Raw genomic sequence first — 22,797 nt, forward strand, 5'->3', positions numbered from 1 at the left:
TTAAAAGTGTTAAATTATATGTTATTCTTCTTCTGAATTACCGATATTATCAAGAGTTGTGCCATCTTCATTCTGATTAGATTCCTCTGTAGACTCCGAAATAATGATATCGCCATTTTCATCTAATTCTACCTCATCTTCATCATGCATGACTTTAGCTACAGCTGCTATGGAATCGTTTCCTTTTAGGTTGATAAGTTTCACCCCTTGAGTAGCTCTTCCCATAACTCTTAAATCTTGAACAGCCATTCTAATTGCGATTCCAGATTTGTTTATAATCATTAAATCATCGCTATCTGTTACGTTCTTAATAGCTACTAAATTACCGGTTTTTTCTGTAATTGAAATGGTTTTCACTCCTTTTCCTCCACGGTTGGTAATTCTGTAATCTTCTAAACTAGAACGTTTTCCATAGCCATTTTCTGAAACCACTAGAATGTCGTTTTCCATATCGTCCACGGCAATCATCCCGATTACTTCGTCTGTTTTCTCATCAGCTAAACGAATACCTCTAACTCCAGAAGCATTTCTTCCCATTGGGCGAGTTTTAGCTTCTTCAAAACGGATGGCTTTACCAGATTTTAACGCCAACATTACTTGACTTTCGCCAGTTGTTAACTTCGCTTCTAATAATTCATCATCTTCTCTAATGGTAATGGCGTTAATTCCGTTGGCTCGTGGTCTTGAATACTGCTCTAAAGAGGTTTTCTTAACCTGGCCTTTTTTGGTTGCCATGATTACATAGTGACTATTGATATATTCTTCATCTTTTAAATCTTGTGTCGAAATAAAAGCTTTAACAGAATCGTCTTGCTCTATATTGATCAAGTTTTGAATAGCACGTCCTTTAGACGTTTTACTTCCTTCAGGGATTTCGTAAACGCGCATCCAGAAACATTTTCCTTTTTGAGTGAAGAACAACATATATTGGTGGTTTGTACCCACAAATAAATATTCTAAGAAGTCTTCGTTCCTAGTAGTCGAACCTTTTTGCCCAACTCCTCCTCTATTTTGAGTTTTATATTCTGTAAGCGAGGTACGTTTAATATATCCAGCATGCGAAATAGTAATAACTACTTTTTCGTCTGGAATCATATCTTCAATACTTAAATCACCTCCAGCATATTCAATTATAGATCGACGTTCGTCTCCATACTTGCTTTTTACTTCTTCAAGCTCTGTTTTAATGATTTCCATACGACGATCTTTTTTCTCAAGAATGTCTTTTAAATCTTCAATGGTCAACATTAACTCATCATATTCAGAACGCAATTTATCTTGTTCTAAACCGGTAAGCTGACGTAAACGCATTTCTACAATGGCTTTGGCCTGAATTTCTGAAAGCTTAAAGCGTTCTATTAATTTCTCGCGAGCTTCATCAGCATTTGAAGATGCACGAATGATTTTGATTACTTCATCTATATTATCTGATGCAATAATTAAACCTTCAAGGATGTGCGCACGCTCTTCAGCTTTACGCAATTCGTAAGTAGTTCTTCTAACAACCACCTCGTGTCTATGCTCAACGAAGTAATGGATTAGCTCTTTTAAATTTAATAACTGAGGTCTTCCGTTTACTAAAGCAATATTGTTTACACTAAAAGAAGACTGTAAAGCTGTAAATTTAAATAACCTATTTAATACGATATTAGGAATAGCATCTCGTTTTAAAACATAAACAATACGCATTCCGTTTCTATCGGATTCATCACGAATGGTAGCAATACCATCCATTTTCTTTTCGTTAACTAAATCGGCAGTCTTTTTAATCATATCTGCCTTGTTCACTAAATAAGGAATCTCTGTAACAATAATACACTCACGTCCTTGAACCTCTTCAATAACAGCTTTTCCACGCATCATAACACGTCCACGGCCAGTATGAAAAGCTTCTTTCACACCATCATACCCGTAAATGGTTCCTCCTGTAGGAAAATCTGGGGCTTTTATGTGCGTAATCAACTCATCGATGTCAATATCGCGATTGTTGATATAAGCAATGGTACCATCTACAACCTCACTTAAGTTATGAGGAGGCATATTAGTAGCCATACCAACGGCAATACCAGAAGCTCCATTAACTAAAAGTCCAGGGATTCTTGTTGGCAATACGGTAGGTTCTTGTAAAGTATCATCGAAATTCAACTTATGATCTACGGTTTCTTTATCAATATCTGCCAACATGTCTTCAGATATTTTTCGCATACGTGCTTCTGTATAACGCATAGCTGCCGGACTATCTCCGTCCACAGATCCAAAGTTACCTTGTCCGTCTACAAGCATATAACGCAAACTCCATTCTTGGGCCATACGTACCATCGCATCGTAAACCGAGGTGTCTCCATGTGGGTGATACTTACCTAAAACTTCCCCAACAATTCTCGCAGATTTTTTATGTGCTCCAGTCGCTCTAATTCCTAGTTCGTGCATTCCGAAAAGCACACGTCTGTGAACAGGTTTTAAACCATCTCTTACATCTGGTAAGGCACGTGACACAATGACTGACATTGAATAATCAATGTAAGCCGATTTCATCTCATCTTCAATATTAATTGGAATGAGTTTTTCTCCTTCTGTCATATATAAATTAAATTAGTTTTTCAAGTTTTTCAAATCGTGCTAATATAACCATTTCAGTAGTTATAGTAAGTCTTTCTTGCGCTTTTTTTGAAGTTTTTTATTAACAATACAAAGATAATTTATTTAATAAGTAAGCTGTTAAATATTTTGATATTGTAAAGAATTTTTTGTCTATTAGCACAAAACCTATATATTAAGGTACGGTTTTTGTCTTTAGTTAGTAGAATTTAGTATTTTTAATGAAGAAAGGAATAAAATATGGATGATAATTTTTCCCCAAGAGTAAAAGATGTGATTGCCTATAGCAAAGAAGAAGCCTTGCGCTTAGGTCATGACTTTATTGGTACTGAACATTTGATGCTTGGTTTACTAAGAGACGGAAATGGCAAAGCCATAAACATTTTAAATGCTTTGGACATCGATCTAAATCATTTAAGACGTAAAGTTGAAATATTAAGTCCTGCAAACCCTAATGTAGCAGTAATCTCTAATGAGAAAAAAAACCTACACTTAACCAGGCAAGCAGAACGCGCTTTAAAGACCACCTTTTTAGAAGCGAAATTATTTCAAAGTACTTCTATAAATACAGCACATTTACTGCTTTGTATTTTAAGAAATGAAAACGATCCTACCACGAAGCTTTTAAATAAGCTGAAAGTAGATTATGATAACGCAAAAGAACAATTTAAGTTTATGATAACTAACGAAGAAGATTATATAGAGCCAAAAGCAGAATCATTTCAAGATGATGATTCTAATATGGACGACGATACCTCTAAAGACAATTTATTTAATACCCCAACCTCTAAAGCCAATAAAAAATCCAAAACTCCTGTTTTAGATAATTTTGGACGCGATTTAACCGTCATGGCCGAAGAAGGCAAACTAGATCCAGTTGTTGGGCGTGAAAAAGAAATAGAGCGTGTATCTCAAATTTTAAGTAGAAGAAAGAAAAACAACCCGCTTTTAATTGGAGAGCCTGGAGTTGGTAAATCGGCTATTGCCGAAGGTTTGGCCATTAGAATTATAAAACGAAAAGTATCTAGAATTCTATTTAACAAACGTGTTGTTACTTTAGATTTGGCCAGTTTAGTCGCTGGAACAAAATATAGAGGCCAGTTTGAAGAGCGTATGAAAGCCGTAATGAACGAACTGGAAAAGAATGACGATATCATTCTATTTATAGACGAAATCCACACCATAGTTGGTGCGGGTGGAGCAACAGGAAGTTTAGACGCTTCAAACATGTTCAAACCTGCTTTAGCACGTGGAGAAATTCAATGTATAGGCGCTACAACTTTGGATGAATATAGACAATACATCGAAAAAGATGGCGCTTTGGAACGTCGTTTTCAAAAGGTAATTATTGAACCTACTACTGTTGAAGAAACCATAGAGATATTAAACAACATTAAAGACAAATACGAAGCTCACCATAATGTAGAGTACACTCCGGAAGCTATTGAAGCTTGTGTGAAGTTAACAAATAGATACATGACGGAACGCTTTTTACCAGACAAGGCCATTGACGCTTTAGACGAAGCTGGATCGCGTGTTCATATTAAAAACATCAATGTTCCTAAACAAATTTTAGAACTTGAAAAACAATTGGAAGCTGTTAAAGAATCCAAGACTTCGGTTGTTAAAAAGCAGAAATACGAAGAAGCAGCTAAGCTTCGAGACGACGAAAAACGTTTAGAAAAAGATTTGGCCATAGCCCAAGAAAAATGGGATGAGGAAACCAAATTGCATCGCGAAATCGTTACCGAAGAAAGTGTGGCCGACGTGGTATCCATGATGACCGGAATTCCTGTTAACAGAATTGCTCAAGCCGAAAGCTCGAAATTAGCGCAGCTACCAGAATTAATTAAAGGTAAAGTAATTGGGCAAGATGAAGCAGTAGCTAAAGTGGTAAAAGCCATTCAAAGAAATAGAGCTGGACTTAAAGACCCTAATAAACCTATTGGATCATTTATCTTTTTAGGACAAACTGGGGTTGGTAAAACCCAATTAGCTAAAGTACTATCTAAACAATTATTCGATAGCGAAGATTCTCTTATTAGAATAGATATGAGTGAATATATGGAGAAATTTGCTATCTCAAGATTGGTTGGAGCACCTCCAGGATATGTAGGATATGAAGAAGGCGGACAATTAACCGAAAAAATAAGACGCAAACCTTATGCGGTTGTTTTATTGGATGAAATTGAAAAAGCCCATCCAGACGTTTTTAATATGCTTTTACAAGTATTAGACGATGGTTACTTAACTGATAGTTTAGGAAGAAAAATTGATTTTAGAAATACCATCATTATAATGACTTCCAATATTGGATCTAGAAAACTAAAAGATTTTGGTGTTGGAGTTGGGTTTGGAACTGCTTCGCAAAAAGCACAGGAAGATTCCAATGCAAGAAGTGTTATTGAAAATGCACTTAAAAAAGCCTTTGCACCAGAATTCTTGAACAGAATAGATGACGTAATTGTTTTCAACGCTTTAGAGAAAGAAGATATCAATAAAATTATCGACATTGAATTAGATAAATTGATAGATCGTTTAAAATCTCTTGACTATACTTTAAAACTAAGTAAAAGTGCCAAAGATTATATTGCCGACAAAGGTTTTGATAAGCAATATGGCGCTAGACCTTTAAAGAGAGCCATACAAAAATATGTGGAAGACAAATTAGCCGAAGAAATAATAAGCTCTAATATTCAAGAAGGAGATACTATTATTATGGATTTGGACAAAAAGTCCCAAGAGTTAACAGTAAAAATTGAAAAGGCTAAAAAACCTACGGAATCGTAACCAAGATTTTTATACTAATTATAAAAACGCCATTGAAAATAATTAATGGCGTTTTTAATTTTATAATTTGTTTATTTACTAATTTTACTAGAGTTAACAAGCTAATTGTTACTAAAACGCTATGCCTAAAAAATTAATTTTACCATTTGGAAATGTCACTCTTTATTCTCAATATATGGTTGTGATTATGAATGAAGGCATTACCGTTACACCCAAATACAATTCCGTTTTGGAGGGTTTGGTGGAGAAATATTACAAGAATAAAAAACTGGTTTATATTACCTATAGGCTGAATTCATATTCCGTAGATCCAAATGTATATTTTAAAACCTCACAAATTTCAAATATATTAGGTTTTGCCGTTGTTACAGGAAACGAAATCCGACTAGACAATACCGCCATAGAAAAAATGTTTTACACAAAACCTTATCAAATCTTCGAGTCTATTGAGGACGCTATTGTATGGGCAAAAGAATTATGTGCTGAAAACAAGTAAGTTTTAAAACAACTCGTTACTATCAACACTTAAAGTATCTAAAAAAGCAATGGAATTTTCTATATCTTTATATAATTCTCTATCTACAGAAACAAAATCTACTTCAGCTCTATAGAAACTTAAAAAACTCTCTATAAATTCAGAAGATTTTAAATACGTTCTTAAGCTCAAAGCTTGAGACGCATTAAATAATTCTATGGCCAATACCCGTTTTACGTTAGTTACCAATCTATAAGCTTGAGTAGCTGCATTTGCTCCCATACTTACATGATCTTCTTGTCCGTTACTAGAAACTATGCTATCAATACTTGCTGGAGAAGCTAATTGCTTGTTAGCACTAACAATACTAGCAGCAGTATATTGAGGTATCATAAACCCGGAATTTAATCCAGGACTGTCTACCAAGAATGCCGGTAAGCCTCTTAAACCTGATACCAATTGAAAGACACGTCTTTCTGAAATATTTCCTAATTCTGCCATGGAAATTTTAAGGTAATCTAAAGCAAGAGCTAAGGGCTGTCCGTGAAAATTTCCTCCAGAAATAATTTTATCTTCCTTATAGAAAATATTGGGATTATCCGTCACCGAATTAATTTCAGTAATAAAAGTTTTTTCAACAAAAGCCAAAGTATCTTTAGTTGCACCATGCACTTGAGGGATACATCTAAACGAATACGGATCTTGAACATGAACTTTTTCCTGCTTGATCAATTCGCTTCCTTCTAAGAACTCACGAACACGTTCGGCAGTTTTTAACTGTCCGTTATGTGGTCTCACCAAATGTACCAATTCATTAAAAGGTTCTATTCTACCATCGAAAGCATCTAAGGAAATACTTCCTATTAAATCGGCAAAATAAGAAAGTTTATAAGACTCAAATAACAAATGAATGCCATACGCGCTCATAAATTGGGTGCCATTTAAAAGTGCCAAACCTTCTTTGGACTGCAATGTTATAGGTTCCCAGCCTAGTTTTTTTAGGATGGCATCTCCTGAATAACTTGTGCCTTTATAAGAAACCTCTCCTTTTCCAATTAAAGGCAACGCCAAATGTGCCAAAGGTGCTAAATCGCCCGAAGCTCCTAAAGACCCTTGGGTATATATTTTTGGATATACGTCCTGATTATAAAAATCTACAAGACGTTCCACCGTTTGTAATTGCACACCACTATGTCCATAACTTAAAGATTGAATTTTAAGCAACAGCATCAATTTTACAATAGCTTCTGGCACCTGGTCTCCTGTTCCACAAGCATGGGACATCATTAAATTTTCCTGAAGTTTTGTTAAATTATCTTTCGTAATCTTCACATCGTACAACGAACCAAAACCAGTGTTTATTCCATAAATTGGATCATCTTGATTCTTTAATTTTTCATTTAAATAGATTCTACAAGCAGTAATTTTCTCTTTGACTTCATCTGAAAGCAGCAATTGTTTATTTTCAGAAACAATGCTATAAAGTGTTTTTAAATCGAGTGTCTTTGTAGAAATATAATGAATGTTGTCCATGGTGTTTTTAAATTGATTTCAAAAATCAAAATTACAAATCTTTTATGCAAACATTTGTTAATAATTAACTGTAATGCTGAAAAATATAATTAATCTATTATTTTTGATAAAAATAAATAACTAACAATGAAAAAAATATTATTTCTATTAAGTGCCATTGCCATTTTCTCTTGTAAAGAAGAACCTAAAGATTATGTGACATTTTCGGGAAAAATAACAAACAAAAGTAGCGATTCGGTTGTTGTAAGATCACAAGACTACACAAAAACCATTAAACTTAATGAGGATGGTAGCTTTAGCGATACTTTAAAAGTTGAAACAGGCGTGTATAACTTTTTTGATGGAAACGAAAGCACCAATTTATTCTTGAAAAATGGTTTTGACCTTCATCTAACTTTAGATACTAAAGAATTTGACGAAACTATTATTTATACCGGAACTGGATCGGAGAACAGTAACTTTTTAGCTGAAAGATCCTTAAAGGAAGAAAAATTATTAAACCTGGACGAATTAGCCTCCATTACAGAAATGGAGGAACTAGACAAAGCCATGGACCATATTAAAACTGAATTAAATGAGTTTTATACGTCTAAAACCGGAATAGATTCATCATTAACTAAAGGTGGACTTAAAGACATTGAGCCTATGCTTAAGTTTTATAAAGGCTATTTGGCTGATGGTATTTCCTTGAAAAAAGATTTACCGGAAGGTGCTCCTTCTCCAACTTTTGTTGATTACGAGAATGTGGATGGAACAACTACTTCTTTAGAAGATTTAAAAGGAAAATATACCTATATCGATGTTTGGGCAACTTGGTGTGGACCATGTAAAGCTGAAATTCCTTCGTTAAAAGCTTTGGAAAAAGAATATCATGGAAAAAACATACATTTTGTAAGTCTTTCTATTGATGACGATAAGTCGCATGGAGGTTCATGGGATAAAGCCCGTGAAGATTGGAAAGCCATGATTGCTGATAAAGAATTAAGTGGCATTCAATTATTTGCTCCTGAAGGTTGGAAAACACCTTTTATTCGAGATTATAAAATCAACGGAATTCCAAGATTTATTTTAATTGATCCTAGTGGAAACATTGTAACTCCTGATGCTCCAAGACCTTCAAGTGAAAAACTTAAAGAGTTGTTTAACACCTTAAACATCTAAAAGTAAGTTATTATAAAACTGAAAAGCCACTTGAAATAAGTGGCTTTTTTTAATTTTCTTCTTGAACTGACTCTTCCCCTTCAACTAATTCTGGCTGCCTAAATAAATCTAAATAGGCCTCTCCTAAAGTTTCAATAACATGACTGGCAATTAAACTTTGGTAACCTGTAAGTTCCACAGCGATATCTGCCGATTTTCCATGTAAATAAACCCCAAAAATAGAAGCAATCAACGGATTATAACCTTGCGCTATCAAACCTGTAATGATTCCTGTTAGAACATCTCCTGTTCCTCCTGTTGCCAAACCTGGATTTCCAGTTGTATTTACATACAACTTATCTTCTAAAACAGTAATGGTATTAGCTCCTTTAATAACCACTATTATTTTATGTTTTTTTGAAAAGGCCTTTACTTTTTTAAGCTTATCGAAATCATCTTTCCACTTACCAATCAGGCGTTCCAATTCTTTTGGGTGTGGAGTTAAAACGGTACCTTCTGGTAGCAATTTAATAAGCGCTTTTTTCTTAGATAAAATATTTATGGCATCCGCATCTATAACTAATGGCGATTTGTTGGTTTTTAGAAAATCTTCAAATGCTTTTAAGGTTTTGTCGTCTGTTCCCATACCAACTCCTACTCCTACAACTGAAGGCGTAAAATCGATTTTGATATGAGTTATTAATTTTTCATCTTCGTCTGTCAAAACCATAGCTTCTGGAAAAGCAGCTTGAATGGCACAATACCCACATTTAGGAATATTAACGGTTACCAAACCTGCTCCTGTAGCTAAAGCCGCTCTACTAGCCAATGTAACAGCACCAATTTTCCCATAACTTCCACCAATTATTAACGCATGTCCGTAATGACCTTTATTGGAATATTTTTCTCTTGGTTGATAAAGCGCCAAAACTTCATTTTTACCTATTAATTCGGCCTCGGTTTCTGTTGCAATTAAAAACTCCCGATCAATTCCTATATCCAAAACTTCCCATTCTATTGTGTATTTTGCTGTATCCGGCAAAAAGAAAACCAATTTTGGAGACTGAAAACTCAAGGTATAATTTGCCCAAACAACGTCATTCTCATCTTTAGGAGCTTGATCTGTATGCAAACCCGATGGAATATCTATAGCCAAAGTAAAAGCCTTAGAGGCTCTAAAATGCTGAAACAGTTGCTTTATCCAGACACCTACTTCCCTATTCAATCCAATACCAAAAACAGCATCAATAATAATATCGTCTGTAGAAATAGGTGGAAAATCTTCTTTACAACTTAATAAAGTTGGCCATTCTTTTGTAACATGTTTTATTTGATCGTAATTATATAAAAACTCCTTCGATCGTTTGGTACTACAATTAATAACATAGGTATGTACATTATATCCATAAATTATTAAATGCCTAGCAACCACCAGTCCATCTCCACCATTATTGCCAATGCCACAAAACACATGAATAGGAACTTGCGCACCTTGCAACCTAACATGCAACCAGTTAAATATCTGGATACCTGCGCGTTCCATTAATTCTATGGAAGAGATGCTTTGCTTTTCAGCTGTTAATTTATCGCCTTCGTAAACTTGCTCTTTAGATAATATCTTCATGAGTAATTCTTGCTATTACAATTATGTATATAAACCTCTAGGTCTTTCAAAAATACAGTTAATTTTATAGGAAGTAAAATTATACTTTTGAAATTCTTAAAACCCATCAACTACAATTTTGAAATGATTACAATAGTAAAAGCAAGTATTAACGATTCTGAAACACTTTCAATCCTTGGAAAACAAACTTTTATAGAATCTCATGGCTTGAGTGCACCTAAAAAAGATGTTGCAAATTATGTGTCATCTAAATTGACTACAAAGGTCTTTGAGGTAGAATTATGTGATATCAATAACATTTTTCACATCGCTTATTTCAACAATAAACCGATTGGTTATTCTAAAATAATCTATAATAATTTACAAGAAAATATTCCTCTTAAAAGCATTACAAAGCTAGAGAGGTTATATGTTTTACAGGAATTTCATCATTTAAAATTGGGTTTGGAGCTTTTTAAGTTTAATATAAAATTATCTAAAGAAAACCATCAAATTGGGATGTGGTTATTTGTGTGGGTAGAAAACCAGAAGGCCATTAATTTTTATAGAAAAGCAGGTTTTGAAATTGTAGGTAAATACGATTTTAAAATTTCTGAAACACATTCCAACCCAAACCATCAGATGCTTTTACTCTATTAATTTTAACTGATTTTCGGAAAAAAAGTTTAATTTCGTTATAAATCAATCTTTTACATTCTGTTATCCTCATTTATTTAAAATCTGAAAAATGAAACATTTCGTACAACTGGTATTGCTATCTCTTTTTTTAGCCAACTGTTCTAATAAACCACAGTACAACGATCCGATTCCAAAACATGATAGTTTTAATATGGAATCCAGAGAAGTTGGAGAAACTAGAACGATTAATATTTGGACTCCTGAAGATTATAAAGAAAGTAATGTCTCATATCCTGTTTTATATATGCCAGATGGCGGTATTGAGGGAGAAGACTTTCCTCATATTGCAAATACGATTGCAGAATTGGTTAAAAACAAAAGTATTCCTCCTATTATTCTTGTAGGTATTGCAAACACAGATCGACGTAGAGATTTAACTGGGTTTTCTGAAACGGAATACGATAAACAATATGCGCCACAAACCGATGGCGCAAAAAACTATAGAGCTTTTATTTCTAATGAGTTATTTGCGGAAATAGAAAAACGTTATAGAGTAACTGATAAAAAAGGACTTATAGGCGAATCGTTGGCAGGACTTTTTGTGGTGGAAACCTTGTTTTTAAAACCTGAGTTATTTGATTTTTATATTGCGATGGACCCATCTTTATGGTGGAATAATAAACACTTAACACATACAGCTAAGGACGATTTAGTCAATTTTCCTGATAAGAACATCAGGTTTTGGTTTGCTGGTTCTAGTGCCGTGGATATTTCTGACAGTACAAACAAACTAGCTGAAATATTAAAAGCTCATGCTCCAGAAACTTTAATTTGGAAGTACTCCAATGAACCAAATGAAAAGCATAATACTATTTTTAGAGCCACCAAAGAGAAAGCTTTTATTTGGGCTTTGGGAAATAATAAAAACGAGTAAATACACGTATATTATAAAGATGACTGATTTTGGTTTATTTAACCCATTAATTTTAGTTAATACATCCAAAATCCCCTGTTATCTAATCCAAATTAGGCAACTTAAAACCATCTAAAACACTTTTTTCTTTCATAAGTTTTTCAATGTCTTCAGATTTTCTAGGTGCTTCAGCAGAAAGGTTTATTGGACCATTTTCAGTAATTAAAATATCGTCTTCAATTCTTACGCCAATTCCCCACCATTTTTCATCACAATCACTTCCTTTAGGAATATAGATTCCAGGCTCTACAGTAATTACCATATTTGCTTCAAAAGGACCGTAAAGTCCAGCATCATGAACATCCAAACCGATATAATGAGAAGTTCCATGTGGGAAATATTTTCTGGATTCTGCTTCAGATTTTATTATACCTAATTCCATCAAACCTTTGGTTATTATATCTCTCCCAACGGTATCCGTAATGTTATGGGGATTACCAACTACTGCTGCTGCAATTCCTGCTTCTTGAGCTTCGTAAACTAAATCGTAGATAATTTTTTGTTCTTTGGTAAATTTCCCATTTGCCGGAATGGTTCGGGTTACATCGGCCGTGTAGCCGCGGTATTCTGCACCTAAATCCATCAAAACCAACTCGTTTTCAACCTGCATTTTACTATTGTCTATATAATGTAACACACAGGCATTGTTTCCTGCGCCAACGATGCTTGGATAGCCTTCAAATTCGCTTCCGTATTTTTTATATACAAATTCGTGAATGCCCTGAATTTCTGTTTCAGACATTTTTGGATGTATCGCTTTCATAACTTCACGTTGTCCCATAGCCGAAATTCTAACGGCTTTTGTCAATAGCACCATTTCCTCAGGCGTTTTAATCTGTCTTAATTCCCCCATAATGGTGGTAAGGGTTTTAATATCTAAATTGCTTTTAGGCGTTTCGGCTTCTATTTTAATAACTTGTTGCTTTAGTTCAATTCTTGTGTTGTTATCTGTTGTGTTTACATATTCAGAAATAATTTTGTCTTCTTTTAACTCTGGATAATATTGTAAAGCACGATTTAAATCCTGGGCAACATTATTGCTGTTTTCAACACCACTTTCTTTAATCATTTCGTAAGCTCTCTCTTTCATAGGGTTTGAAAAGGCTTCTTCGCTATAATTTGCTTGCTCTTTAAACGTTTCAACCAAACTGTATAAATCGCCTTTTTCTCTTTTGGATTTTCTATAATCGTTTTCAAAATTAAAAAACATCACTTTATCAAAAGAGGCATAATTTATTCCTGAATTCTCAAAATCTACTCCAAAATAAGCCACATCGAAACCCAATTTGTTTTTCGCACCATCCACACCTAAACGGGCTCCATCAAAAAGTTCCATTCGAGCGTTTTTTCCTCTAACATATAGAATTTCATTATAACTTTTTCCTTCAGCATTGGTTTGATTTTCAGAAAATATAACTAGCACAGAATGTGGCTCTTTATAACCTGTTAAATAATAAAAATTTGGGTCTTGGTGATAGATATAATCCACATCGTTTGCACGATTTCTAATAGGATTTGCAAATAAAACAGCCACACTGTTCTCTGGCATTTTATTTCTAAAAGCGTCTCTTCTACTTTTATGAAATTCTGGAGTTAAATAATCGGTTGGGTTGCCATCTTGAGCAAAAAGCAACATGGAAAACAAAAAAACACTTAGGGTGGTTAATAGAAATTTCATAAGGAACTATTTTTAGATGTATCTAAAATAATACTTTATCTATTGTTTAGAAGAAACCCATCAAAAATTAACAAATTTTTAATGATATAATATCGCTCTCTTGCTTGAACAAAATAGATTTAATTCAATACTTTTGTGTTTTAATCAAAATTTAATTAATTACATACCTAACATACTCTCTAACCCTAGTCAGTTGTGGGAACAAAATAATATTTTCAATGAAAGACATAGCTTTAAAATCAACCCACGAAGCTCTTGGAGCAAAAATGGTTCCTTTTGCAGGATTCAACATGCCAGTTCAATATGAAGGCGTTAATATAGAACACGAAACCGTTAGAAAAGGTGTTGGCGTTTTTGATGTCTCACATATGGGTGAGTTTTTTATTGAAGGCCCTCATGCCTTAGAACTTATTCAAAAAGTATGTAGTAACGATGCCAGTAAATTAGAGATTGGAAAAGCACAATACAGTTATTTACCAAATGAAGATGGCGGAATTGTGGACGATTTAATTATTTATCGTTTAAAAGAAGAAAGCTATTTATTGGTTGTTAATGCTGGAAATATCGAAAAAGATTGGAAATGGATTTCTTCTAAAAATGATGTTGGCGCCACTTTACGCGATTTAAGTGATGAATATGCTTTACTTGCCATTCAAGGTCCTAAAGCTATTGAAGCCATGCAAAGCTTAACCAGTAAAAATTTATCTGAAATCAACTTTTACAATTTTGTAGTAGGTGATTTTGCAGGAATAGAAAATGTCATTATTTCGGCAACCGGTTATACTGGTAGTGGCGGATTTGAAATCTATTGTAAAAACAACGAAGTAAAACAAGTTTGGGATAAAGTGTTTGAAGCTGGAGCTGCTTATGGTATTAAACCTATTGGCTTAGCTGCAAGAGACACACTAAGACTTGAAATGGGATACTGCTTATACGGAAACGATATAGATGATACCACATCTCCTTTTGAAGCTGGTTTAGGTTGGGTAACTAAATTCACCAAGGAATTCACAAATTCTAAAGCTTTAGAAGCTGAGAAAGCCCGTGGTTTAGAAAATAAATTAATCGCTTTTAAAATAGACGACCGTGGTATTCCTAGACAAGGTTACGATATCGTGGATGGACAAGGCAATAAAATTGGTCATGTAACTTCTGGAACCATGTCTCCATCTTTAGGAATAGGTATTGGTTTAGGTTATGTACCAAAAGTATTTGCCGATGTGGATACAAAAATCCATATTCAAATTAGAAAAAACGCTGTTGCTGCAACAGTTGTAAAACTACCTTTTTATAAGGTTTAACATATGATTGATTACCAAGCTGTTTTAAATACCATCTATCAAGACATTGTTCAGGAAACGGATAAAGGCGAAATAGCCAGCTACATTCCCGAATTGGCCAACGTAGATAAAAACATCTTTGGAATCCATTTACTGTTAAAATCTGGAGAAACATTTTCCGTAGGGGATTCTGATAAAAAATTCTCCATTCAAAGTATTTCCAAAGTATTAAGCTTGGCTCTGGCTATGTCTAAGGTCGGTACAGATATTTGGAAGCGAATGGATGTAGAACCTTCTGGAAACCCGTTTAACTACTTGTCTTTATTGGAATTGGAAAAAGGAATTCCAAGAAATCCGTTTATTAATTCCGGAGCCATTGTTATTGCAGATATGTTAGTTTCTCTTTTAAAACATCCTAAGGAAGATTTTCTAGCTTTTGTAAGAGATTTAACGGAAGACACTTCCATTGATTACAATTCTAAAGTTGCCGAATCTGAAATGCAAACGGGTTTTAATAATTTTGCTGCTGCAAACTTGTTAAAATCTTTTAACAATCTGGAAAATGATGTTTCTGAGGTTCTGGATTTCTACTTTCATCAATGTTCCTTAGAAATGACTTGTGCCCAATTAACAAAAGCATTTTATTTGCTCGCAAATAAAGGTAAGTGTTTAGCCAATAAAAACAGACTCACTAAAAGTCAATCCAAACGTATTAACGCCATTATGTTAACTTGTGGTTTTTACGATGAAGCTGGAGAATTTGCTTTCGAAGTAGGTCTTCCAGGGAAAAGTGGTGTTGGTGGTGGCATTGTAGCACTTCTACCAAACGAATTTATCATATCGGTGTTGGCTCCTGGTTTAAATGAAAGAGGAAATTCCAAACTTGGAATGCAAGCTTTGGAAAAATTCACCACTTTAACCAAGCAATCCATATTTTAATTAGAAATCTTCCGTTTTAGAGTGATATGAAAGAAAGAGAAGATAAACATCGTATATTAATATTAGGTGCAAGTGGATTTTTAGGAAATGCCCTTTACAGGGAACTCTGCTCCTATTTTAAAACCTTTGGTACCTTTAATAGATCAAATACGTTTTTTGAAAAAAACAGGCATTTTTTTCAATATAATGTGGAAGAAGACGACGTGTTTGAAATTTTGGAAGCCGTTAAACCAACGATAATTATTTCGGCATTACGAGGCGATTTTTCAGCTCAAGTAATTGCTCATACACATATTTGCGAGTATTTAAAATCGCATCGTACAAGTAAAATTATTTTTCTGTCATCCGCCAATGTATTTGATGGTTATAGTAAATATCCCAGCTACGAGCAAGACAAAACCTTAAGTCATAGTGTTTATGGGCATTTCAAAATTAAAATTGAAAACATGCTCATGCGCTTGCCAAAAAGACAAGTAGCTCTTGTTAGATTGCCCATGGTATTTGGAGCACAATCTCCCCGAATTCAAGAAATAAAGGATTTATTAAATGTACACGAAGCTATTGAAGTGTTTCCAAATTTAGTCATGAATGTCACCTCAGATTATAAATTAACACAACAAATCCACTACATTATTAATCGAAATAAAACAGGAATTTTTCATTTAGGAAGTACCGATTTAGTGCATCATGACGAGTTTATAGAGGATATTATTAAAACCATAGGGAACTTTGGAAACTTCCAGCCAATTATAAAACGAGTTTATACGACTAACGACGAACGTTATTTGGCCGTGTTACCACAAAGCAACTTATTGCCAAAACATCTACAAGTAAAAAGCGAGGATATTTTAACAGAATTAGCTGTTTAGTTGACGGTCTCCTTCAAATTGATTAAATTTAGAACTAATTAAAATCAAAAAAACATGAGCAAATTATCAGAACAAGACATAGAAAAAAAATTATTGCGTTTTCCAGATTGGGAATATTTTGACAATGCCATTCATGCAGAATTCGAATTCGATAACTTTAAAGATTGCTTTAGCGCCATGAGCCGAATTGCTTTTGAATGTGAAGCATTAAACCATCATCCAGATTGGTCGAATACCTATAATATTTTGTCTATTTCGTTATCCACTCACGATGCAGATGGCGTAACTGAAAAAGATTTTAAATTGGCTGAAGCTATTGAATTGATTGTAGAAGTACAGGAGTAAATCCAGTATTCAGTTTGCAGTCGCAATTGGCAATAATAATATATGTAAGAATTGAGATTTTTCTACAAACAATCTCATGGAATTATCATATTTTTTTAAATTTGCCCAATAACTTTCAATATTAAATTTTAAACTTTAAATTAAGAAATGGGAAGAGCTTTTGAATTTCGTAAAGCACGTAAAATGAAACGTTGGTCTGCCATGAGTAAAGCCTTTACTCGTATTGGTAAAGACATTGTAATGGCTGTAAAAGAAGGTGGCCCAGATCCTGATAGCAACTCGAGATTACGAGCGGTTATCCAGAACGCCAAGGCTGTTAACATGCCAAAGGACAATGTGGAACGTGCCATAAAAAAAGCAAGCGATAAAAGCCAAGGCGATTATAAAGAAGTTGTTTTTGAAGGTTATGCCCCTCATGGAATTGCCATTTTAGTTGAAACCGCAACAGACAACAATACAAGAACCGTTGCCAACGTTCGAAGTTATTTCAATAAATGCGATGGTAGTCTAGGAACATCTGGATCTGTAGTGTTTATGTTTGACCATACTTGTAATTTTAGAATTCCAAACGAAGGATTGGATCCAGAAGAATTAGAACTGGAATTTATAGATTTTGGAGCTGAAGAAGTTTTTGCTGATGATGACGGTATCTTAATTTATGCTCCTTTTGAAAGCTTTGGAGCCATTCAAGCCGAATTAGAGTCTCGGGACATAGAAATTTTATCCTCAGGTTTTGAGCGCATTCCACAAGTTACAAAAACCCTATCTGCAGAAGATATGGAAGATGTAGAAAAACTTCTTGAAAAACTGGAGGAAGACGACGATGTTCAACATGTCTATCATACCATGGAAGAAAGCACCGAATAACTGGCTTTTTAAATTAAATTCATAAATATTTCTAAAAATCCTGAACAAATCGTTTGGGATTTTTCATCTTTATAGGTAACATTATAAACAATTTGTCGTCTTAAAAATAAAATCTATGTGTAAAAATTATTTATTACTACTCTTAACTCTAGGGTTTATGTCTATCACTTTTGCACAGCAAGTCTCTGGGAAAGTTCTTACAAAAACCAATGAGCCTATACCTTTTGCTGCTGTTGTTATTGGCGAAAGTCATGGTGTTATTACAAACGAAGAAGGTGGTTTTTCCATTGAAACGGTAGGTTTTAAACCTACAGATTCTGTTCATATTTCTTGTTTAGGTTTTGAAAAACTAGGCCTTGAACTCCAAGATTTTTCTTCTAAAACATACAAATTGGACGAACAAGTAAACGAGCTTCGTGAAGTTTATTTAACCAACAAGCCTTTAACCATAGATTCTATTATGTACTATGTAAATAGAAACTTAAAAAGCAATTATAAAACAGACTTGGTGTCCTATGATATTTTTAGTAGAAGAACCGAATATATAGAAGGAAAAGATGCCGATTTTAAAATAGATAAATCCTCGGGCTTTAAAAAGAAACAGTTGGAAGCTTTTAATGATGATTTAGATGAACTAAGTAGTTCTCTATTAAAAAACAAAGCAAAACAATACACCGAATTTGTTGGGAATTTAAAGATTAAAAATGAAGAAAATTCCAAATTAGAAGTTACAAAAGCCATTAGATTATTGGATGAACGCAATGATCAATCTGTTGAAAAACTAACTGAAAAAGCCAAGGATATTGTACTAAAACACCTAGATAAAGACAAGGTATATACCGTTAAATCTGGATGGTTTAAAATGTCGGACTCAGTGTCTTTAAAGGAGAATAAAAACAACATGGAAGACACCATCAATTCTTTAAAGTTTATTAGAAAAATGGTTCATAACAAAATAAACGACAACAGCTTTTCTTCTAAAACCATTTTAAATTTCATTACAGATACTAAAAAGTATAAATACGAAATCAAGGATATTACTTTTATAGGTCCTGAAATGGTTTATGTTATAGAATATGAACCAAGAAGAGGTTCGGCAGATTTTGAAGGCACCTTTTACGTATCGCATGAAACCTTTGCTGTTTTAAGAGCAGATTATAAGTTTGCCAAAGGACGTAAGGGAGAAAAATTAAATTTAAAATTTCTTTTAGGTGTTAAATATGTAGAGCAAAACAAAAGAGGTTCTGTTATTTATAAAAAATATGAAGATGGTCATTACTATCCAAATTACATGATTGATCAATTGGACAGATATTTCTATGTAGACAGACCAATAAAATTTAAAGATAATGACAGTCGTGATAAAGTAGCCTTCAATTTTAAAGTAGAGGGGATTTTTAAAGAAAAGAACGAGATTTTAATTATGAATGAAGAATCCATTTCAACTGCAGAATATAATGCCACTACAGAAAAACGAAAAATAGATTATGAAACCCTTAAGGCTTTCGATGCCAATTATTGGAAAGATTATAATGTATTGGAACCTTTAAAAGAAATGAAGGAGTTTAAAGTGGTAGATTAAAGTATATAAATGGGTGTTCTACTAAGATCGGTAACTACCATTTCCAAACCAATATAGAACACGATTAAAATCGAGTTATTCATTATTTAAAAAACAAAAGCTACTTAAAAAATAAGTAGCTTTTTTGTTATTAGTAAATGTTTCTTTTTAGGGACAAAAGTTTACTTTATGTTTCATTTACTAAGTTGTTTTAACATTAGCAATATGTGTGCCGTTATTCTACGAGTTTTCTGACACTTTACCAACCACACCTTCAAAAAACTGTTTCATAAACTCAAAATCTGCTTCCATATCATCTGTTGGATAAAAGGGTTCTGAAACCTTATTTTGTTTATTCTTAAAATCAAGGGTAAACATAATAATAGGCACATTTGCAGCTTTGGCGATGTAATAAAAACCCGTTCGCCACTCAGACACCTTTTTTCTGGTGCCTTCGGGGGCTATATTTAAACGAAATTCATCATGACTTTCAAAAAGCTTAGCTATAGCTTCTACTTTGTTTTGTCCAGATGTTCTATCTATGGCTCTACCACCAATAGACCGCATATAATAACCTAGAGGCCAAGTGAATAATTCTTTTTTAGCAATAAAATTTGCCTTTATTCCAAGAACAGTTCGCAAGAGCAAACCGATATAGAAGTCGTGCCAACTGGTATGTGGTACAGCTATTAAAACTGCTTTTTTAACAGTGTCTTTAGACATGTTGGTGTTACCAACCACTTTCCATCCTAAAACCTTATAGTAAATAAAATTAGCGAATTTTTGCATCTTACATTTTCAAGTAGAGTTCTTTTAACTTATCACGAGTAATGGTTTTTTGCCAATGTTTTCCTAAGGCATTTTCCCATAAAGGTTCTAAACCTAAAGCAACATCAATCATAACATCAAACTCTTTGTCTGACAAATTGGCGCAAACTCCTTGCGGTAATTCGATTCCATGTTTTGCTTTCATTTTTTTAAAGATCCTCACTCCTTCTGGATAAAACTCTTCTAAATGATCAAAAACAATACAATTTCCAATACCATGTCTTGTGCCTAACAAATAACTTAGCCCGTAACTCATAGCATGTGCTACTCCTACTTGAGAATAAGCAATACTCATCCCACCATGCCAAGAAGCCATCATAAGTTTGTCTTGCGCCTCTTCTTCGGTTAAATTGTTGTCTAAAAACAGTTCCACACAAAGTTCGTAAGCCTTCTCACCATAACTTTGGCTAAAAGCATTTAAAAAAGTACCTTTTAAGGATTCGACACAATGAATATAACAATCCATTCCGGTATAAAACCATTGATCTACTGGTACATCTTTAGTTAGTTCTGGATCTAAAACCACTTGATCGAAAGGTGTATAATCTGAATTGATACCTAGTTTTTTATCTGGTCCAGTTAAAACCGTGGTTCTTGATACTTCGGCACCAGTTCCAGAAATTGTTGGAATTCCAACATGATAGATAGCTGGTTTTTTAACCAAATCCCAACCCTGATAATCTTTAGATTCTCCTTTATTGGTTAGCATGATTGCAACAGCTTTGGCTAAATCTAATACGGTACCTCCTCCAATTCCAATTATACCCGAAGGCAAGGCTTTGAATTTTAAAATAATTTCTTCTACCATCTCATCAACCTGAGAGGTTTTAGGCTCTTCATTGGCAGATATGAAATATATCTTATCATCGTAAGACAATGGAATTCTTGAAGTTATCCAAGAGTTACCTTGAAAAACATCGTCCACAATATAAATAAATGGCGCTTTTACATTTAATCGTTTTGGAGAAAGAATCTCTTCTAATTGATTAAAGCTACCTCGTCCGAAAACTACTTTGGACACCATTGGAAAATTTTTATAACTCATGAATATGTAATAACAATAATTATCTAATTAGTTTAACAAAGGTAAAATATCCAACAAGCTAACAGTTGTTCTATATTTTTTACCGTTGGTTTCTTTTTGATCCACTTGCTCATGGATCCAAGTTGTATGAAATGGCACATGAATGGCATGTGCTTTAATATTTATTAATGGTAACACATCTGATTTTAATGAGTTTCCTATCATTAAAAATTCGGAAGGTTTGATTTCCAAATGATTTAAAAGCTTGGAGTAATTAGCTTCTTGTTTATCTATTAATACTTCAATATGATGAAAATAATCTGTTAATCCAGATTTTTCCAATTTTCGTTGTTGATCCAACAAATCGCCTTTGGTTGCTAAAATAAGTTTGTACTTTCCAGAAAGGGTTTGTAAAACTTCTTCCACGCCGTCCATTAATTCCACAGGTTTGTTTAACATATCCTTTCCTATATCCAAAATAGCCTGAATGGTTTTGTTAGGCACACTGTTATTGGATAATTCTAAAGCCATTTCCACCATAGATAATACAAATCCTTTAACACCATACCCATAAAGTGGTAAATTATCTATTTCTCTTTTAAATAGTTCTTGGTCTATTTTATTTAAGGTTTCGTATTTAGATAAAAGAATAGCAAATTGTTTTTCTGCATCGCGAAAATAAGTTTCGTTTACCCAAAGGGTATCGTCTGCATCAAAACCAATGACTTTTATGTTTTTATATTCTTTTATCAATTTTCTTTAATTCTTAATATCACATTAAATAATTTCCTTTTCTATGGGTTAATAGATCATTCATAAGGAATGACTTTGTTATTTCCAAAGTTTTTTAGCACGTTCCAAATCTTCTGGGGTATCTATTTCCACACCTTGAACATCTGTTTCCACCATTTTAATTTTCTTTCCGTATTCTAAATATCGAATGCATTCTATTTTTTCTGATGCCTCTAAAGTCATCATAGGAAGTCTGTAAAAATCCAATAAGGCTTCTTTTCTAAACGCATAAACCCCTTTATGTTTATGGTAAACCACTTGAACGGTTTCGTCTCTTGGGTATGGAATCGGGCTGCGCGAAAAATAAAGCGCAAAATTGTTGTTGTCTACGATGACCTTGACAGTATTTGGATTCTTAATTTCATCCCAATCCGTGATTTTCACCATTAATGAAGCTAAATCAATTTCCTGTTGATCATCGTTTTTAAACACATCGATGAGTTTTCGTAATGCAGAAACTTCTGTAAAAGGTTCATCTCCTTGCACATTTACAACAATATCTATATCCATAAACTCGATGGCTTCGGCAATTCTATCGCTTCCACATTCGTGTTCTTTTTTACTCATTATGGCTTTTCCTCCATGATTTGTAATTTCATCAAAAATAACCTGGCTATCGGTAACTACGTAAACGTCGTCAAATAAATTAGTGTTTACTGTAGCTTCGTAAGTCCTTCGAATAACAGATTTGCCTCCCAAATCTTGCATAAGCTTGCCTGGAAAACGAGATGCACTATAGCGTGCAGGTATCATGGAGATTATTTTCATATATGTTTAATATGTGTTTTCAAAAATAGGGTTTTTAAAAGATATTAACCACTTCCAGCTTGAAACTTTTTCTGTTTTTAACTTGTCGCAAATAG

The 22,797-nt window shown here is 33.7% G+C and carries 19 protein-coding genes; 11 read left to right on the plus strand and 8 right to left on the minus strand.

Annotated elements, in window-relative coordinates; genetic code table 11:
- Positions 1-21: 21 nt before the first annotated feature.
- On the minus strand, positions 22-2,580 hold the full coding sequence (gene gyrA / locus VKY47_RS03850) for a DNA gyrase subunit A (protein WP_324310508.1): 2,559 nt from the start codon (positions 2,578-2,580) through the stop codon (positions 22-24).
- A 258-nt stretch (positions 2,581-2,838) separates the two neighbouring features.
- Here gyrA and VKY47_RS03855 point away from each other — a divergent pair, with 258 nt between their 5' ends.
- Entirely contained in the window at positions 2,839-5,388 is a 2,550-nt protein-coding gene (locus tag VKY47_RS03855) for an ATP-dependent Clp protease ATP-binding subunit (protein ID WP_324310510.1), read from the plus strand.
- Between the two features lie 121 nt (positions 5,389-5,509).
- Positions 5,510-5,884 (plus strand): hypothetical protein, encoded by a 375-nt coding sequence (locus tag VKY47_RS03860; RefSeq protein ID WP_324310512.1) that lies wholly within the window; start codon positions 5,510-5,512, stop codon positions 5,882-5,884.
- Between the two features lie 3 nt (positions 5,885-5,887).
- Here the strand turns inward: VKY47_RS03860 and hutH are convergent, their stop codons facing one another.
- Complete coding sequence (gene hutH, locus VKY47_RS03865) at positions 5,888-7,396, minus strand: histidine ammonia-lyase (RefSeq protein WP_324310514.1); 1,509 nt, start codon at positions 7,394-7,396, stop codon at positions 5,888-5,890.
- 126 nt (positions 7,397-7,522) lie between these two features.
- Here hutH and VKY47_RS03870 point away from each other — a divergent pair, with 126 nt between their 5' ends.
- Positions 7,523-8,557, plus strand: a complete 1,035-nt coding sequence (locus VKY47_RS03870; protein ID WP_324310516.1) for a TlpA family protein disulfide reductase — start codon at positions 7,523-7,525, stop codon at positions 8,555-8,557.
- A gap of 49 nt (positions 8,558-8,606) precedes the next feature.
- On the opposite strand, the gene VKY47_RS03875 is transcribed toward VKY47_RS03870, so the two are convergent.
- Positions 8,607-10,160 carry an NAD(P)H-hydrate dehydratase gene (locus VKY47_RS03875; RefSeq protein WP_324310518.1) on the minus strand — a complete coding sequence of 518 codons (1,554 nt, stop codon included), beginning with the start codon at positions 10,158-10,160 and terminating at the stop codon, positions 8,607-8,609.
- 87 nt (positions 10,161-10,247) lie between these two features.
- Here VKY47_RS03875 and VKY47_RS03880 point away from each other — a divergent pair, with 87 nt between their 5' ends.
- Both VKY47_RS03880 and VKY47_RS03885 read left to right on the plus strand, forming a co-directional pair.
- Positions 10,248-10,799: a GNAT family N-acetyltransferase gene (locus VKY47_RS03880; RefSeq protein WP_324310520.1), complete on the plus strand. Its 552-nt coding sequence runs from the start codon at positions 10,248-10,250 to the stop codon at positions 10,797-10,799.
- A gap of 88 nt (positions 10,800-10,887) precedes the next feature.
- Positions 10,888-11,712, plus strand: a complete 825-nt coding sequence (locus VKY47_RS03885; RefSeq protein WP_324310522.1) for an alpha/beta hydrolase — start codon at positions 10,888-10,890, stop codon at positions 11,710-11,712.
- Positions 11,713-11,794: 82 nt separating this feature from the next.
- On the opposite strand, the gene VKY47_RS03890 is transcribed toward VKY47_RS03885, so the two are convergent.
- Positions 11,795-13,429, minus strand: coding sequence for an aminopeptidase P family protein (locus VKY47_RS03890; protein WP_324310523.1), 1,635 nt, complete (start codon positions 13,427-13,429; stop codon positions 11,795-11,797).
- A 218-nt stretch (positions 13,430-13,647) separates the two neighbouring features.
- Here VKY47_RS03890 and gcvT point away from each other — a divergent pair, with 218 nt between their 5' ends.
- From gcvT to VKY47_RS03920, 6 genes are all read left to right on the plus strand, one after another.
- Positions 13,648-14,730, plus strand: coding sequence for a glycine cleavage system aminomethyltransferase GcvT (gene gcvT, locus VKY47_RS03895; RefSeq protein WP_324310525.1), 1,083 nt, complete (start codon positions 13,648-13,650; stop codon positions 14,728-14,730).
- A gap of 3 nt (positions 14,731-14,733) precedes the next feature.
- Positions 14,734-15,648, plus strand: coding sequence for a glutaminase (locus tag VKY47_RS03900; protein ID WP_324310527.1), 915 nt, complete (start codon positions 14,734-14,736; stop codon positions 15,646-15,648).
- A gap of 26 nt (positions 15,649-15,674) precedes the next feature.
- On the plus strand, positions 15,675-16,517 hold the full coding sequence (locus tag VKY47_RS03905; protein ID WP_324310529.1) for a sugar nucleotide-binding protein: 843 nt from the start codon (positions 15,675-15,677) through the stop codon (positions 16,515-16,517).
- Between the two features lie 54 nt (positions 16,518-16,571).
- Positions 16,572-16,862, plus strand: coding sequence for a 4a-hydroxytetrahydrobiopterin dehydratase (locus VKY47_RS03910; RefSeq protein ID WP_324310530.1), 291 nt, complete (start codon positions 16,572-16,574; stop codon positions 16,860-16,862).
- 147 nt (positions 16,863-17,009) lie between these two features.
- Entirely contained in the window at positions 17,010-17,729 is a 720-nt protein-coding gene (locus VKY47_RS03915) for a YebC/PmpR family DNA-binding transcriptional regulator (protein ID WP_324310531.1), read from the plus strand.
- 115 nt (positions 17,730-17,844) lie between these two features.
- On the plus strand, positions 17,845-19,311 hold the full coding sequence (locus VKY47_RS03920; protein ID WP_324310533.1) for a carboxypeptidase-like regulatory domain-containing protein: 1,467 nt from the start codon (positions 17,845-17,847) through the stop codon (positions 19,309-19,311).
- A 219-nt stretch (positions 19,312-19,530) separates the two neighbouring features.
- On the opposite strand, the gene VKY47_RS03925 is transcribed toward VKY47_RS03920, so the two are convergent.
- From VKY47_RS03925 to kdsB, 4 genes are all read right to left on the minus strand, one after another.
- On the minus strand, positions 19,531-20,079 hold the full coding sequence (locus VKY47_RS03925) for a 1-acyl-sn-glycerol-3-phosphate acyltransferase (RefSeq protein ID WP_324310534.1): 549 nt from the start codon (positions 20,077-20,079) through the stop codon (positions 19,531-19,533).
- Position 20,080: 1 nt separating this feature from the next.
- Positions 20,081-21,163 carry an iron-containing alcohol dehydrogenase family protein gene (locus VKY47_RS03930; protein ID WP_324310536.1) on the minus strand — a complete coding sequence of 361 codons (1,083 nt, stop codon included), beginning with the start codon at positions 21,161-21,163 and terminating at the stop codon, positions 20,081-20,083.
- 27 nt (positions 21,164-21,190) lie between these two features.
- Positions 21,191-21,895: an HAD family hydrolase gene (locus tag VKY47_RS03935; RefSeq protein WP_324310537.1), complete on the minus strand. Its 705-nt coding sequence runs from the start codon at positions 21,893-21,895 to the stop codon at positions 21,191-21,193.
- Between the two features lie 78 nt (positions 21,896-21,973).
- Complete coding sequence (kdsB, locus tag VKY47_RS03940; RefSeq protein WP_324310539.1) at positions 21,974-22,702, minus strand: 3-deoxy-manno-octulosonate cytidylyltransferase; 729 nt, start codon at positions 22,700-22,702, stop codon at positions 21,974-21,976.
- Between the last annotated feature and the right edge of the window lie 95 nt (positions 22,703-22,797).

It is taken from the genome of Xanthomarina sp. (genome assembly GCF_035306705.1).
Taxonomy (GTDB): domain Bacteria; phylum Bacteroidota; class Bacteroidia; order Flavobacteriales; family Flavobacteriaceae; genus Xanthomarina.

Bases quoted from the DNA above. Each gene is read 5' to 3' on its own strand.
- VKY47_RS03925 (WP_324310534.1), bottom strand. From the start codon at position 20,079: ATGCAAAAATTCGCTAATTTTATTTACTATAAGGTTTTAGGATGGAAA.
- gyrA (WP_324310508.1), bottom strand. From the start codon at position 2,580: ATGACAGAAGGAGAAAAACTCATTCCAATTAATATTGAAGATGAGATG.
- VKY47_RS03915 (WP_324310531.1), top strand. From the start codon at position 17,010: ATGGGAAGAGCTTTTGAATTTCGTAAAGCACGTAAAATGAAACGTTGG.
- gcvT (WP_324310525.1), top strand. From the start codon at position 13,648: ATGAAAGACATAGCTTTAAAATCAACCCACGAAGCTCTTGGAGCAAAA.
- VKY47_RS03860 (WP_324310512.1), top strand. From the start codon at position 5,510: ATGCCTAAAAAATTAATTTTACCATTTGGAAATGTCACTCTTTATTCT.
- hutH (WP_324310514.1), bottom strand. From the start codon at position 7,396: ATGGACAACATTCATTATATTTCTACAAAGACACTCGATTTAAAAACA.
- VKY47_RS03885 (WP_324310522.1), top strand. From the start codon at position 10,888: ATGAAACATTTCGTACAACTGGTATTGCTATCTCTTTTTTTAGCCAAC.
- VKY47_RS03870 (WP_324310516.1), top strand. From the start codon at position 7,523: ATGAAAAAAATATTATTTCTATTAAGTGCCATTGCCATTTTCTCTTGT.
- VKY47_RS03905 (WP_324310529.1), top strand. From the start codon at position 15,675: ATGAAAGAAAGAGAAGATAAACATCGTATATTAATATTAGGTGCAAGT.
- VKY47_RS03900 (WP_324310527.1), top strand. From the start codon at position 14,734: ATGATTGATTACCAAGCTGTTTTAAATACCATCTATCAAGACATTGTT.
- kdsB (WP_324310539.1), bottom strand. From the start codon at position 22,702: ATGAAAATAATCTCCATGATACCTGCACGCTATAGTGCATCTCGTTTT.
- VKY47_RS03930 (WP_324310536.1), bottom strand. From the start codon at position 21,163: ATGAGTTATAAAAATTTTCCAATGGTGTCCAAAGTAGTTTTCGGACGA.
- VKY47_RS03875 (WP_324310518.1), bottom strand. From the start codon at position 10,160: ATGAAGATATTATCTAAAGAGCAAGTTTACGAAGGCGATAAATTAACA.
- VKY47_RS03890 (WP_324310523.1), bottom strand. From the start codon at position 13,429: ATGAAATTTCTATTAACCACCCTAAGTGTTTTTTTGTTTTCCATGTTG.
- VKY47_RS03920 (WP_324310533.1), top strand. From the start codon at position 17,845: ATGTGTAAAAATTATTTATTACTACTCTTAACTCTAGGGTTTATGTCT.
- VKY47_RS03855 (WP_324310510.1), top strand. From the start codon at position 2,839: ATGGATGATAATTTTTCCCCAAGAGTAAAAGATGTGATTGCCTATAGC.
- VKY47_RS03910 (WP_324310530.1), top strand. From the start codon at position 16,572: ATGAGCAAATTATCAGAACAAGACATAGAAAAAAAATTATTGCGTTTT.